A 13,436-nucleotide genomic window follows, 5' to 3' on the forward strand; every position below is an offset into this window, starting at 1 on the left:
TTAGAGGACGCAAATGGCACGTATCGCTGGCATCAACATTCCGCCGCATCAGCATGCTGAAATCGGCCTGACGGCTATCTTCGGCATCGGACGCACGCGCGCTCGCAAGATCTGCGAAGCCTGCGGCATCGCCTACTCCAAGAAGATCAAGGATCTGACGGACGGCGATCTCGAAAAAATCCGCGACCAGATCGCCCAGTTCACCATCGAAGGTGATCTGCGTCGCGAAACCACGATGAACATCAAGCGCTTGATGGACATCGGCTGCTACCGTGGTTTCCGCCATCGCCGTGGTCTGCCGATGCGTGGTCAGCGCACCCGCACGAACGCCCGTACCCGCAAGGGTCCGCGCAAGGGTGCCGCAGCGCTCAAGAAATAAGCAGATTGAAAGATCCACATGGCAAAGTCTCCCGCCAATAACGCAGCGCAGCGTGTGCGCAAGAAGGTTCGCAAGAACGTTTCCGACGGCATCGCGCACGTGCACGCTTCGTTCAACAACACGATCATCACGATCACGGACCGCCAGGGCAACGCCCTGTCCTGGGCCTCTTCCGGTGGCCAGGGCTTCAAGGGTTCGCGCAAGTCGACGCCCTTCGCTGCCCAGGTGGCTTCCGAAGTGGCCGGCCGCGCCGCGATCGAGCAAGGCATCAAGAACCTCGACGTCGAGATCAAGGGCCCTGGCCCGGGTCGCGAATCGTCGGTGCGCGCACTGGGTGCCCTGGGCATCCGCATCACGTCCATCTCCGACGTGACCCCGGTTCCGCACAACGGCTGCCGCCCGCAAAAGCGCCGTCGTATCTGATTTTTTGCGTAAGCCCACCGCCACCCGGGCGCATGCCGCAAGGCATGGTGCGGGTGGCTCCCGCGTTTTTCGGCGCGGCAGATGACATTTCAAGGAAGCTCAAGTGGCACGTTATCTCGGCCCCAAGGCCAAACTCTCCCGCCGTGAAGGCACCGACCTGTTCCTGAAGAGCGCACGCCGCTCCATCGCGGACAAGGCCAAGTTCGACTCCAAGCCCGGCCAGCACGGCCGCACCTCCGGCGCCCGCACCTCCGACTTCGGCCTGCAGCTGCGCGAGAAGCAGAAGGTCAAGCGCATGTACGGCGTGCTGGAAAAGCAGTTCCGCCGTTACTTCGAAGCCGCTGACCGCCGCAAGGGCAACACCGGCGCCAACCTGCTGTCGCTGCTCGAGTCCCGCCTGGACAACGTGGTGTATCGCATGGGCTTCGGTTCCACCCGTGCCGAGGCACGCCAGCTGGTGTCCCACAAGGCCATCACGGTGAACGGCCAGTCCGTGAACATCGCTTCCTACCTCGTGAAGCCCGGCGACATCGTGGCCGTGCGCGAGAAGTCCAAGAAGCAGGCCCGCATCGTGGAAGCGCTGCAACTGGCCCAGCAGGTGGGCATCCCCGCCTGGGTGGAAGTGAATGCCGACAAGGTCGAAGGTACCTTCAAGAAGGCTCCCGACCGCGACGAGTTCGGTGCAGACATCAACGAATCCCTGATCGTTGAGTTGTACTCGCGCTAATCCAGCGTTCATCGATCGCAATTGTTTCCCATACCGCGAGGCATCGCGGTATGGGTGCTTCGCCAGCCTTACCGGTGTAACGAGCTGGGGGTATTGAGAGGAAGTCTGCATGCAAACCAATTTGCTGAAACCCAAGACGATCAACGTCGAGCAGCTCGGACACAACCGCGCCAAGGTCGCGCTGGAACCCTTCGAGCGCGGTTACGGGCACACGCTCGGCAACGCCATCCGCCGCGTGCTGCTGTCGTCCATGGTGGGTTACGCAGCAACGGAAGTGACGATCGCCGGCGTGCTCCATGAGTACTCGTCCATCGACGGCGTTCAGGAAGATGTCGTGAACATCCTGCTGAACCTGAAGGGCGTCGTGTTCAAGCTCCACAACCGCGACGAAGTCACGCTGAGCCTGCGCAAGGATGGCGAGGGCGTGGTCACCGCGCGCGACATCCAGACGCCGCACGACGTTGAAATCGTCAATCCCGACCACGTGATCGCCCACCTGTCGCAAGGCGGCAAGCTGGACATGCAGATCAAGGTGGAGAAGGGCCGTGGCTATGTGCCGGGCAACCTGCGCCGCTATGCCGACGAATCGACCAAGTCGATCGGCCGCATCGTGCTGGACGCATCCTTCTCGCCGGTCAAGCGTGTGAGCTACACCGTCGAGAGCGCCCGCGTCGAGCAGCGCACGGACCTGGACAAGCTGGTGGTCGAGATCGAGACGAATGGTGCGATCACCGCGGAAGACGCCGTGCGCGCCTCCGCCAAGATCCTGGTCGAGCAGCTCGCTGTCTTCGCACAGCTCGAGGGCGGCGAACTGGCCGCATTCGATACGCCGGCCGGCCCGCGCGGCAGCGCCACGTTCGACCCGATCCTGCTGCGCCCCGTGGACGAGCTGGAACTCACCGTGCGTTCCGCCAACTGCCTGAAGGCCGAGAACATCTACTACATCGGCGACCTGATCCAGCGTACCGAGAACGAACTGCTCAAGACCCCGAACCTGGGCCGCAAGTCGCTCAACGAGATCAAGGAAGTGCTGGCTTCGCGCGGCCTGACGCTGGGCATGAAGCTCGAGAACTGGCCCCCGGCTGGCCTCGACAAGCGCTGATCGCTCTATAATCTTCGGTTTCCCATTTCGGGGAACCAGTGCTGCGGGCAGTACCTGATACGGCTGCCCGTTTTAATTGACTGATAAGGAAAAGCACCATGCGCCACGGACACGGACTCCGTAAACTGAACCGCACCAGCTCGCACCGCCTCGCGATGCTGCAGAACATGATGAACTCGCTCATCGAGCACGAGGCCATCAAGACCACCGTCCCCAAGGCCAAGGAACTGCGCCGCGTGATCGAGCCCATGATCACCCTGGCCAAGGAAGACACGGTGGCGAACCGCCGCCTGGCCTTCGACCGCCTGCGTGACCGTGACAGCGTGACCAAGCTCTTCAACGTGCTCGGCCCCCTGTTCAAGGCCCGTCCCGGCGGATACACCCGCATCCTGAAGATGGGTTACCGCGTGGGCGACAACGCTCCCATGGCCTTCGTCGAGTTCGTCGATCGCCCGGAAGTCGCAGAAGTTTCTGAAGATTCTTCCGCAGACGCCGCAAAGTAAGCTATAATTTATTTCTTGCCGCGCGATGGAGCAGTCTGGTAGCTCGTTGGGCTCATAACCCAAAGGTCGGAGGTTCAAATCCTTCTCGCGCAACCAACACAAGTGCCTTGCACTTTCGAAAACGCCCACTTCACAGTGGGCGTTTTTGTTTTTGCGTTGCCCGCTGGCCCTGCTGGCTTCCCGGGTGGCGCTCTGTTCGGTGACGGCCTCCGCGAACCGGGGCCTGCCGGTGTCTCCCACACTGCTTTTCGAATCCCATGCGCCCGCTGACCCTTGGCATCGACTTCGGTACTTCCAATTCCGCGATGGCGGTCCGGCGGGAGGGCGGGGTGGCGCAGATGGTCCCCGTGGAGCAGTCGTTTCACACGCTGCCGACGGCGATGTTCTTCAATACCGAAGAGTCCCGCACGCACGTGGGCCGGGATGCGATCGCCCAGTACCTGGCGGGCACCGAAGGGCGGTTGATGCGTTCGCTCAAGAGCCTGCTGGGCAGTGCACTGCTGGAGGAAAAGACGGCGGTTCAAGGGACGCTGATGAGCTACCAAGACATCATCGCGCTGTTCCTGCGCACGATGGCCCAGCGCGCGCAGGCCGTGGTGGGCGGCGTTCCGGCGCATGTGGTGCTGGGGCGGCCGGTGCATTTCGTGGACGGTGACCCGGCGCGAGACGCGCTGGCGGAAGGGGCGCTGCGGCGGGCGGCGGAAATGGCCGGCTTCGCGGATGTTTCCTTCCAGCTCGAGCCCATCGCGGCGGCGCTCGACTACGAACAGCGCGTGGACCGGGAAACGCGCGTGCTGGTGGTGGACATCGGTGGGGGGACCTCCGACTTCACGGTGGTCCTGCTCGGGCCGGAGCGCTCCCGTCGCGCCGACCGCAGCAGCGATGTGCTCGCCACCGCCGGCGTGCACCTGGGCGGGACGGATTTCGACCAGCGGCTCAGCCGCTCGCAGGTGATGCCCCTGCTCGGCCTGGGGCACCATGGTCCATCGGGGCGTGAGGTGCCCAGCCGCATTTTCTTCGACCTTTCGACCTGGCACCTGATCCAATGGCTATACAGCCCCAGGGCCCTCGCGGAAGCGAAGGGGCTGAGGCCGGACTATCGCGACACCCGCCTGCATGACCGGTTGATGGTGGTGCTTTCGGAGCGGTGGGGGCATCGCCTGGCCCAGGCGGTGGAGCAGGCGAAGATCGATGTCTCGAGCAGCGGAGCTCCGGCAGCGCTGCCGCTCGGATGGGTGGAGCGGGGACTGGATGCAACCGTCACCCCGGCTTCGCTGGCGGACACACTGCAGCAACCGTTGCAGGAGGTGGTGGGGTGCGCTGCGGAATGCCTCGCCGCGGCCGACCTCGGAGCCCGGGGCGTGGATGCGCTCTACCTCACGGGCGGCTCCTCTGCCCTCAAGCCTTTGCGCGATGCGCTGGCCGTGGCGTTTCCCGGTGTGCCCCAGGTCGAAGGGGACCTGTTCGGCGGCGTGGCCTCCGGGCTGGCGTACACCGTCCGTTCCTGAGGCGGAGGGGGCGCGTCGCCCGCTGAAAGCCGCCCGCAGCTTCCGCTTTCGTGCAGGCTCGGCATGCGGTTGTGGCACCCGGTCTCAGCCGCCCTCGGCGCCTTCCTTCTTCATCGCCAGCGCGGCGTCGTAGAGCGCGTTGCGCGGCGCTCCGCTGATCTCGGCCGCCAGGCGGACTGCCGTCTTGACGGGCAGCTCGGCCAGCAGCTGGCGCAGGATGCGCAGGCCGGACGCGGTGGTGGGGTTGTCGTCGCCCCCGGGCAGGGCTGCGGGATGCACGACGATGGCGAATTCCCCGCGCGTGCGCGAGCTTCCTTCCTCTCCCAGCCAGGCGGCCAGGGCATGGGCGGGCAAGGTGGCGATTTCCTCGAACTGCTTGGTGATTTCCCGTGCCAGGGTGACCAAGCGGTCCCCCAGGGGGGCCAGCGCTATTGTGAGGTCGGCGATGCGGTGGGGTGCTTCGAGCAGGACGGTGCAGCGATGTTCGGCCGCCAGGGCCTGGACGGCGGCCTGGCGTTCCGAGGCGCGCGTGGGGAGAAAGCCGGCGAATAGAAATCCACCGGCCAGCGGCCGGTGCGAGGCCGCGCCGGCATCGAGGGCCCCGGCGACGCTGAGTGCGGCCGTCACGCTGCTCGCACCGGGCAGCGGCAGCGCGCGCAGTCCGGCCGCCTGCACGGCGGCGACGAGCCGGGCGCCCGGGTCGCTCACGCCCGGGGTGCCGGCGTCGCTCACGTAGGCGACGCGCTCGCCGCGCTGCAGCCGCTGCACGACGGCCTGGGCCGCCTCGGCCTCGTTATGCTGGTGCACGGCCATCCATTGCGGCGGGGCCTTGTCGATGCCGTAGGCGCGCAGCAGGGACTGCGTGTGGCGGGTGTCCTCGCAGGCGATGGCATCGGCCAGCTGCAGCACGTGCAGGGCGCGCAGGGTGATGTCCGCGAGGTTGCCGATCGGCGTGGCGACGACGTAGAGGGCGCCCTGCGGATAATGCTGCGCTGCGGCCGCGTCGCGCGCGGCGGACAGGGCGGAGGCGAAAGAGGCGCTCAATGGGAATCCTTGAAAAAAAGACCGGCGGCACGGACGGGGCCGTGCGCAAGACGACGACGCGGGCGGCGGGCATGGCCGCGGAGGACCGTGCGCTGGCCCATCTGCAGGCCGCCGGCCTGCGGCTGCTGACGCGCAATTATCGGACGCCGGGTCGTGGGGGCGGAGAGATCGACCTGATCCTGCGCGATCGCGATGGCACCGTGGTGTTCGTGGAGGTGCGCAGCCGGGCGAGCGATGCCTACGGTGGCGCTGGCGCGAGCATCGGTGCGGCCAAGCGTCGACGGATCGTGTTCGCGGCGCGGCACTACCTGCTGCGCTGGCCGTCGCTGCCTCCGTGCCGCTTCGATGCGGTACTGGTGAGTGGCGACGCGGTGCAGTGGCTGCAGGCTGCGTTCGATGCCGGTTAGCGCGGCAGCCGCATGCCGTGCCAACGCTTTGCCACCAAAGCGATAGCACCCGGGGGGTATCATCGGCATACATGCTCGAGCAACGCATCCAACAGCATTTCATCGACAGCGCGGATCTCAAGTACCAGGCCGCGCAAATCCTCAGTCAACCCATCGGGGCGGCCGTGCAGGCCATCCTGGCGTGCGTCACCAGCGGAGCCAAGGTCCTGGCCTGCGGCAGCGGGGCGGCCTCCGCGCAGGCGCGGCAGTTCGCGGCGCTCTGCGTGGCCGGCTTCGAGCGGGAGCGGCCCGAACTGGCGGCCGTTGCGCTGGAGCCCGATGCGCTCTGGTCCGCGCCCGGCATGCCCGGCGGCGATGCGCAGGTGCTGGCGCGCCAGGTGAGGGCGCTCGGCCAGGCGGGCGACGTGCTTCTGGCGGTGGCCGACGGCAGCGCGGCCACCGATGCCGCGCTGGTCGAGGCCATCCAGTCCGCGCACGAGCGGGACATGACCGTGATCGCCCTTACCGGGCGGGGCAGTGCCGCGCTGGCCGGGCTGCTGCGCGAGACGGACGTGCTGATCGAGGTGCCGCACGACCGTGCGGCCCGTGTGCGCGAAGTGCATGCGCTGGTGCTGCACTGTCTGTGCGATGGGGTGGATGCCCAGTTATTTGGTGAACAGGAGATACCGCTATGACCTTGCAGACGTTGACCCGTACCACTGGCGCCGTGCTGGCCGCCGTCGCCCTGGGAACGGCGCTTTCGGCATGCGCGCCGCTGGTGATCGGCGGCGCCGCCGTGGGCACCATGATGGCCGCGGACCGGCGCACCACCGGGACCCAGGTGGAGGACGAGACCATCGAACTGCGCGCAGGCAACCGGCTGCGCGACACCTTCGGTGACCGGGTCCACGTGAACGTGACCAGCTACAACCGCCAGGTGCTGCTGACGGGCGAGGTGCCCTCCCAGCAGGACAAGGAGCGGGTGGAGCAGACGGTGCTGACCGTCGAGAACGTGCGCTCGGTGGTGAACGACCTGGCGGTGATGTCGGCCAGCACGCTCTCGCAGCGCGCCAACGACACGCTGATCACGGGCAAGGTGCGCGCCAGCCTGGTGGACGCCAAGGACATCTTCGCGACCGCCTTCAAGGTAGTGACGGAGCGCAACACCGTCTATCTGATGGGCCGCGTGACGCAGCGTGAGGCGGACCGTGCCACGGAGATCGCGCGCGGCGTGAACGACGTGCGCAAGGTGGTGCGCGTGTTCGAGATCGTCTCGGAGCAGGAACTGGCGCGCGGCTTCTCGCAGCAGCCCCAGACCCCGGCACCGGTCACCACGGATAGCAAGTAAGAGGCACTCCCTGGGCGACTGCGCCGCTTCCCCGCTCTCGCCGTGCGCAGCACGGTGGGCAGGGCGGAGTGAGGACCGCGGCGGTTTCTTGCGCCGTACTCAGTTGTTCTTCGGCTTTTTCATGCCCAGGCGGGTGATGAGGCTCGACGTGTCCCAGCGCGCGCCGCCGGCCTGCTGGACGTCGGCATAGAACTGGTCGACGAGGGCGGTGAGGGGCAGGCGGGAGCCGTTGCGGTGGGCCTCCTGGAGCACCAGCCCCAGGTCCTTGCGCATCCAGTCCACGGCGAAGCCGAAGTCGAAGCGGCCCTCCACCATGGTCTTGCCGCGGTTGTCCATCTGCCAGCTCTGGGCGGCGCCCTTGCCGATCACGTCGAGCACCAGCGGCATGTCCAGCCCCGCATGCTGGCCGAAGGCGATCGCTTCCGACAGGCCCTGCACGATGCCCGCGATGCAGATCTGGTTGACCATCTTGGCGAGCTGTCCGGCGCCGCTGTCGCCGATGCGCGTGAAGGCGCGCGAGAAGGCCATCGCCACGGGGCGTACGTTGTCGAATGCTTCGGCGTCACCGCCGCACATGACAGTGAGCTGGCCGTTCTGCGCGCCGGCCTGGCCGCCGGAGACGGGGGCATCGATGAAGCGCAGGCCCAGCGTGCGGGCGGCCCGGTCCAGTTCGCGCGCGACTTCGGCGGACGCGGTGGTGTGGTCCACGAAGACCGCGCCCGGCTGCATGCCGGCGAAGGCGCCGTCGGCACCGAGCACGACGGCGCGCAGGTCGTCGTCGTTGCCCACGCAGCAGAACACGATGTCCGCGCCCTGGGCGGCCTCGCGCGGGGTGGCTGCATGCCGGGCGCCGGCAGCCTGGGTGAATTCTTCGCACCAGGCAGCGGCCTTGGCGGCGGTCCGGTTGTAGACGGTGACCTGGTGGCCGGCGAGCGCCAGGTGTCCCGCCATCGGGTAGCCCATGACGCCCAGGCCCAGGAAGGCGACCTTGCGCGAGGGAAGAGCGTCATAGCTGCGCGGTGCGGTGCTGGATGGCATGGGGTGGTCTCCTGTCGGGTGCTCGTGAACGGTGGAAAAGACAACGCCCGCCGGGCTGCGGCGGGCGCGGCGCGGAAATGGCGTCAGACGATGGCGAAGTGCTCGGTGCCGGACGACAGGTCGGTGCTGCGGGCGCGCTGGCTGCCGAGCTTGATCTGCAGCCGCAGGTCGTTGAGCGAGTCGGCGTTGCGCAGGGCGTCCTCGTAGCCGATGACGTTGGCCTCGAAGAGGTCGAACAGCGACTGGTCGAAGGTCTGCATGCCGAGGTTGCGGCTCTTCTTCATGATCTCCTTGATCTCGGCGACTTCACCCTTGAAGATCAGGTCGGCGATCAGGGGCGTGTTGAGCATGACTTCCACCGCCGCGGCGCGGCCCTTGCCGTCCTGCTTGGGGATGAGCCGCTGGGACACCATGGCGCGCAGGTTGAGCGACAGGTCCATGAGCAGCTGCGCGCGCCGTTCCTCGGGGAAGAAGTTGATGATCCGGTCCAGCGCCTGGTTGGCGCTGTTGGCGTGCAGCGTGGCGAGGCACAGGTGGCCGGTCTCGGAGAAGGCGATGGCATGGTCCATGGTCTCGCGGTCGCGGATTTCTCCCATGAGGATCACGTCGGGCGCCTGGCGCAGCGTGTTCTTGAGGGCCGCCTCCCAGCTGTCGGTGTCCAGGCCCACCTCGCGCTGGGTGACCACGCAGTTCTTGTGCGGGTGCACGAACTCGATGGGGTCTTCCACCGTGATGATGTGGCCGAAGGAGTTCTCGTTGCGCCAGTCCACCATGGCCGCGAGGGTGGTGGACTTGCCCGAGCCGGTGGCACCCACGAGGATGCACAGCCCGCGCTTGGACATGGTGATTTCCTTGAGCACCTGCGGCACGCCCAGCCCGTCGATGGTGGGCAGCGTGAGCGGGATGGTCCGCAGCACCATGCCCACGCGGCCCTGCTGGATGAAGGCGTTCACGCGGAAGCGGCCGATGCCCGCGGGGGATATGGCGAAGTTGCATTCCTTCGTGCGCTCGAAATCCGCCACCTGCTTGTCGCTCATGATGGCGCGCGCAAGGGTGAGGGTGTGCGCCGGCGTGAGCGGCTGGGGGGAGACCTTCGTGACCTTCCCGTCCACCTTGATGGCAGGGGGGAATTCCGCCGTGATGAAAAGGTCGCTGCCGCCGCGCCCCACCATGAGCTTCAGCAGGTCGTTGATGAATTTGCTGGCCTGATCGCGTTCCATTCAGTGCTCCGGTCGTGCGCCGCGGCGTCAGCGCTGGCTGTCGCTCAGGCGGGCGCTGACGACCCGCAGGCGCTGCGAGAGCTTGCGCGCAAGCAGGGCGACCAGGCTCGCGGCGAGCTGGGGGTCCTTGGCCATCATGTCGTCCAGGGCCTCGGCGCTGAGCACGGCGATCTCGCAGTCGGTCAGCGTGGTGCAGGCGGAGAAGCGGATGCCGCTGTCCAGCAGCGACATCTCGCCGAGGATGTCGCCCGGGCGGGTTTCCGCGAGCCGCAGGTGCTCGCCCCAGGGCTGCACACGGTCCACGGCGATGGTGCCGGTCAGCAGCACGACCATGAAGTTGCCGTATTCGTCCTGGCGGATGACGTCGCGGTCGGCGGGCACGGCCGCGAAATGGAAGAACCGCTCCATGCGCTCGACGGCGGAGGCGTCGAGGTGGGCCATGTAGCGGTCCTTCGACCAGAGCGCCTGCAGCAGCTTGCCGCCCCGGCTTGCGGGCAGGCGCTGCGCAGCGACCTCCACGGCGCGGGCTTCCCAGGGCACGAGCATGGAGCTGTCCACGCCCTGGCCGGCGAAGGCCGTGGTGAAAAAGACCGAATCGCTGGCGCCTTCGCCGCCGGACTTGTTGCCGCGGGACTTGGCTTTGAGCAGGCCGAGGATGCCTTTCATGGAGATGCTCCGGTGCGCGCGCGGCGGTGCTGGATGTCTGCCGCGCGGTGTGTTGGGGGATGGGGGGATGGGGCGCCCGGGGCGGTGTCAGCCCGGGAAGTTCTCCGGAATCTTGGCCTTGCCGCGGGCTTCCGCGGGGCTGATGATGTTGCGCCGCACGAGGTCGGTGAGGTTCTGGTCCAGCGTCTGCATGCCGACGCTGCTGCTGGTCTGGATGGTGGAGTACATCTGCGCCACCTTGGCCTCGCGGATCAGGTTGCGGATGGCGCTGGTGCCCAGCATGATCTCGTGCGCCGCCACGCGGCCCTGGCCGTCCTTGGTCTTGCACAGCGTCTGGGAGATCACGGCCTGCAGCGATTCGGACAGCATGGCGCGCACCATCTCCTTTTCCTCGGCGGGGAACACGTCGATGATCCGGTCGATGGTCTTGGCGGCGCTGGAGGTGTGCAGGGTGCCGAACACGAGGTGGCCCGTCTCGGCGGCCGTCATGGCCAGGCGGATGGTCTCGAGGTCGCGCATTTCACCCACGAGGATGGCGTCCGGGTCTTCGCGCAGCGCGGATTTCAGCGCGGCGGCGAAGGACAGCGTCATCGGCCCGACCTCGCGCTGGTTGATCAGGCACTTCTTGGAGTCGTGCACGAACTCGATCGGGTCTTCCACCGTGAGGATGTGCCCGTACTCGGTCTCGTTGAGGTGGTTCACCATGGCCGCGAGCGTGGTGGACTTGCCCGAGCCCGTGGGGCCGGTGACGAGCACGAGGCCGCGCGGCTTGAGGGCGAGGTCGGCGAAGATGCGCGGGGCATTGAGTTGCTCGAGCGTGAGGATCTTGCTCGGGATGGTCCGGAACACGGCGGCCGCGCCGCGGTTCTGGTTGAAGGCGTTGACCCGGAAGCGCGCCAGGCCCTCGATCTCGAACGAGAAGTCCACTTCCAGGAACTCCTCGTACACCTTGCGCTGGGCATCGCTCATGATGTCGTACACCATGGCATGCACCGTCTTGTGGTCGAGCGCATCGACGTTGATGCGGCGCACGTCGCCATGCACGCGGATCATCGGAGGCAGGCCCGCGGACAGGTGCAGGTCGGAAGCCTTGTTCTTCACGCTGAAGGCGAGCAGTTGGGTGATGTCCACGAAAAGCCCTTGGTCGTTTGGTACGCTTGAGAGCAATCATTATGACGACGATTGGTAACAACCTCCAAGGGGTCCTGGACCGCATCGCGCAGGCCTGCGCGGGGGCGGGCCGGGCGCCCTCCAGCGTGCGGCTGCTGGCCGTTTCCAAGACCTTCGGCGCCCCGGCCGTCCGCGAGGCGGCGCTGGCGGGGCAGAGGGCGTTCGGCGAGAACTACATCCAGGAGGGCGTCGAGAAGATCGTTGCCCTGGGTGCGCCAGAGTCCGGCCTCGCCCATGCGCTGGAATGGCACTGCATCGGCCCCGTGCAGAGCAACAAGACACGGCTGGTGGCGGAGCATTTCGACTGGGTGCACACGGTGGACCGCCCCAAGACGGCCGAGCGCCTGTCGCAGCAGCGCCCGGACCACCTGCCGGCGCTGCAGGTGTGCATCCAGGTGAACGTGGACGGCGGCGCCACCAAGGCGGGCCTGCCGCCGGACGAGGTGCCCGGCCTGGCCCTGGCCGTGGCGCGGCTGCCACGCCTGAGGCTGCGGGGGCTCATGGCCATCCCCGAGCCGGCTCCGGACTTCGCGGCGCAGTTCTCGGTGCATGCGCAGGCGAGGGCGCTCTTCGACCGCCTGCGCGCATCCGGCGCTCCGGGCCTGGAGGACTTCGACACGCTCTCGCTGGGCATGACGGCCGACCTGGAGGCCGCCATCCACGCGGGCAGCACCATGGTGCGCGTGGGCAGCGGGATCTTCGGCGCGCGCAGCTACCCGCGCTAAGGAGCGCAGGGTCAGCCCTGGAATGCCTCGACGCAGCCCAGGGTGTGTTCGACGTCTTCGGGGCCCACGTCCAGGTGGGTGACCCAGCGCAGGCGGATCTGCCCGCCGCAGAGGCTGCGCGTGACGTAGATGCCGTGCTGGGACAGCCAGGCCATGAGGGCCGGGGCGATGTCGGAGTGCACGTCGGTGAACAGGATGTTGGTGTGCGCGGAGGCCACGCTGAGGCGCCGGCGCAGCACCGGATGGCTGCGGCCGACCTCCGCCAGGCCCTCGGCCAGCGAGCGTAGCAGGGTGTGGTCGTCCGCCATGCGGCGCACGTGGTGGTCCAGGGCATAGTGCCCTGCGGCCGCGAGCATGCCGACCTGCCGCATGGCGCCGCCCAGCATCTTGCGGGTGCGCCGGGCACGGGCGATGAACTCATGGGAGCCGAGCAGCAGGGAGCCCACGGGGGCGCCCAGGCCCTTGCTCAGGCAGATCGAGGCGGAGTCGAAGTGCGCGCAGATGGCGCGCGCCTCGTCGTACACGTCCGTGCCGTGGGCCATGGCGTTGGCGGTGGCCGCATTGAACAGGCGGGCGCCGTCGAGGTGCATGGACAGCTGGCGGCTGCGCGCGAGGGCGGCCACGTCGGCGATGTACGGGTTGGGCAGGACCTGCCCGCCGGCCGTGTTTTCCAGCACCACGAGGCGGGTGCGGGCGAAGTGCGGGTCGTCCGGCTTGATGGCGGACGCGATATCGCGCAGGCACAACGTGCCGTCGGCGCGGTTCTCGATGGGCTGGGGATGGATGGAGCCCAGCGTCGCCATGCCGCCGCCTTCCCAGCGGTAGGTGTGCCAGCTCTGGCCCACGATGGCTTCGTCCCCCCGCTGGCAGTGGCCCATGAGCGCGATGAGGTTGGCCTGCGTGCCGCTGGGGGCGAACAGCGCGGCGTCGAATCCCAGGAGTTCCGCGGCATGGTTCTGCAGGTCGTTCACGGAAGGGTCGTCGCCGAAGACGTCGTCGCCCAGGGGGGCGGTCTGCATGGCTTCACGCATGGCCGCGGTGGGCTGCGTGACGGTGTCGCTGCGGAAGTCGTGCATCGGAAGGGGCTCCTGGGAGGCTGGAGAAGGGGCGGGCTTCGGCTGCGATAGTAGCTGCGGCGACCCGCTGCGGGAGCGAAACGGGGGCAAATCCCCTCTGGAGGCGGGTGCGCCCCCGCCT

General features: G+C 67.6%; 16 protein-coding genes and 1 tRNA gene. 11 read left to right on the plus strand and 6 right to left on the minus strand.

Features of this window, described 5'->3' with window-relative positions:
- Window positions 1-13: 13 nt before the first annotated feature.
- The 7 genes from rpsM (at window position 14) to ACAV_RS02915 (ending at window position 4,642) form a co-directional block, all read left to right on the plus strand.
- On the plus strand, window positions 14-379 hold the full coding sequence (gene rpsM, locus ACAV_RS02885; protein WP_011793798.1) for a 30S ribosomal protein S13: 366 nt from the start codon (window positions 14-16) through the stop codon (window positions 377-379).
- Between the two features lie 18 nt (window positions 380-397).
- Entirely contained in the window at window positions 398-802 is a 405-nt protein-coding gene (gene rpsK / locus ACAV_RS02890; RefSeq protein WP_011793799.1) for a 30S ribosomal protein S11, read from the plus strand.
- Window positions 803-905: 103 nt separating this feature from the next.
- Window positions 906-1,529 (plus strand): 30S ribosomal protein S4, encoded by a 624-nt coding sequence (gene rpsD / locus ACAV_RS02895; RefSeq protein ID WP_013593079.1) that lies wholly within the window; start codon window positions 906-908, stop codon window positions 1,527-1,529.
- Between the two features lie 109 nt (window positions 1,530-1,638).
- The gene (locus ACAV_RS02900; RefSeq protein WP_011793801.1) at window positions 1,639-2,631 is read left to right on the plus strand and encodes a DNA-directed RNA polymerase subunit alpha; all 993 of its coding nucleotides are present in this window, start codon (window positions 1,639-1,641) and stop codon (window positions 2,629-2,631) included.
- Between the two features lie 98 nt (window positions 2,632-2,729).
- The gene (gene rplQ, locus ACAV_RS02905; RefSeq protein WP_013593080.1) at window positions 2,730-3,134 is read left to right on the plus strand and encodes a 50S ribosomal protein L17; all 405 of its coding nucleotides are present in this window, start codon (window positions 2,730-2,732) and stop codon (window positions 3,132-3,134) included.
- A 19-nt stretch (window positions 3,135-3,153) separates the two neighbouring features.
- Window positions 3,154-3,230 (plus strand) — tRNA-Met (locus ACAV_RS02910).
- Window positions 3,231-3,391: 161 nt separating this feature from the next.
- Complete coding sequence (locus ACAV_RS02915) at window positions 3,392-4,642, plus strand: Hsp70 family protein (RefSeq protein ID WP_013593081.1); 1,251 nt, start codon at window positions 3,392-3,394, stop codon at window positions 4,640-4,642.
- 84 nt (window positions 4,643-4,726) lie between these two features.
- Here the strand turns inward: ACAV_RS02915 and rsmI are convergent, their stop codons facing one another.
- The gene (gene rsmI / locus ACAV_RS02920; protein ID WP_013593082.1) at window positions 4,727-5,686 is read right to left on the minus strand and encodes a 16S rRNA (cytidine(1402)-2'-O)-methyltransferase; all 960 of its coding nucleotides are present in this window, start codon (window positions 5,684-5,686) and stop codon (window positions 4,727-4,729) included.
- Here rsmI and ACAV_RS02925 point away from each other — a divergent pair.
- From ACAV_RS02925 to ACAV_RS02935, 3 genes are all read left to right on the plus strand, one after another.
- Entirely contained in the window at window positions 5,686-6,093 is a 408-nt protein-coding gene (locus ACAV_RS02925) for a YraN family protein (RefSeq protein ID WP_041828534.1), read from the plus strand. The genes rsmI and ACAV_RS02925 overlap by 1 nt on opposite strands.
- A gap of 71 nt (window positions 6,094-6,164) precedes the next feature.
- Window positions 6,165-6,767, plus strand: a complete 603-nt coding sequence (locus ACAV_RS02930; protein ID WP_013593084.1) for an SIS domain-containing protein — start codon at window positions 6,165-6,167, stop codon at window positions 6,765-6,767.
- A complete protein-coding gene (locus ACAV_RS02935) occupies window positions 6,764-7,420 on the plus strand; it encodes a BON domain-containing protein (RefSeq protein WP_013593085.1) in 657 nt (218 codons plus the stop codon). The genes ACAV_RS02930 and ACAV_RS02935 overlap by 4 nt, the downstream gene beginning before the upstream one ends.
- A gap of 99 nt (window positions 7,421-7,519) precedes the next feature.
- Here the strand turns inward: ACAV_RS02935 and ACAV_RS02940 are convergent, their stop codons facing one another.
- From ACAV_RS02940 to ACAV_RS02955, 4 genes are all read right to left on the minus strand, one after another.
- Window positions 7,520-8,458 carry an NAD(P)-dependent oxidoreductase gene (locus tag ACAV_RS02940; protein WP_013593086.1) on the minus strand — a complete coding sequence of 313 codons (939 nt, stop codon included), beginning with the start codon at window positions 8,456-8,458 and terminating at the stop codon, window positions 7,520-7,522.
- 83 nt (window positions 8,459-8,541) lie between these two features.
- On the minus strand, window positions 8,542-9,678 hold the full coding sequence (locus ACAV_RS02945) for a PilT/PilU family type 4a pilus ATPase (RefSeq protein ID WP_013593087.1): 1,137 nt from the start codon (window positions 9,676-9,678) through the stop codon (window positions 8,542-8,544).
- 27 nt (window positions 9,679-9,705) lie between these two features.
- Window positions 9,706-10,344 carry a cyclic nucleotide-binding domain-containing protein gene (locus ACAV_RS02950; RefSeq protein WP_013593088.1) on the minus strand — a complete coding sequence of 213 codons (639 nt, stop codon included), beginning with the start codon at window positions 10,342-10,344 and terminating at the stop codon, window positions 9,706-9,708.
- Window positions 10,345-10,431: 87 nt separating this feature from the next.
- Complete coding sequence (locus ACAV_RS02955) at window positions 10,432-11,475, minus strand: type IV pilus twitching motility protein PilT (protein WP_011793812.1); 1,044 nt, start codon at window positions 11,473-11,475, stop codon at window positions 10,432-10,434.
- Between the two features lie 41 nt (window positions 11,476-11,516).
- Between ACAV_RS02955 and ACAV_RS02960 the strand changes: the two genes are divergently transcribed.
- Window positions 11,517-12,239 carry a YggS family pyridoxal phosphate-dependent enzyme gene (locus tag ACAV_RS02960; RefSeq protein WP_013593089.1) on the plus strand — a complete coding sequence of 241 codons (723 nt, stop codon included), beginning with the start codon at window positions 11,517-11,519 and terminating at the stop codon, window positions 12,237-12,239.
- Between the two features lie 11 nt (window positions 12,240-12,250).
- On the opposite strand, the gene ltaE is transcribed toward ACAV_RS02960, so the two are convergent.
- Window positions 12,251-13,315: a low-specificity L-threonine aldolase gene (gene ltaE / locus ACAV_RS02965; RefSeq protein ID WP_013593090.1), complete on the minus strand. Its 1,065-nt coding sequence runs from the start codon at window positions 13,313-13,315 to the stop codon at window positions 12,251-12,253.
- Window positions 13,316-13,436: the final 121 nt, after the last annotated feature.

This window comes from Paracidovorax avenae ATCC 19860 (genome assembly GCF_000176855.2).
GTDB classification, from domain to species: domain Bacteria; phylum Pseudomonadota; class Gammaproteobacteria; order Burkholderiales; family Burkholderiaceae_C; genus Paracidovorax; species Paracidovorax avenae.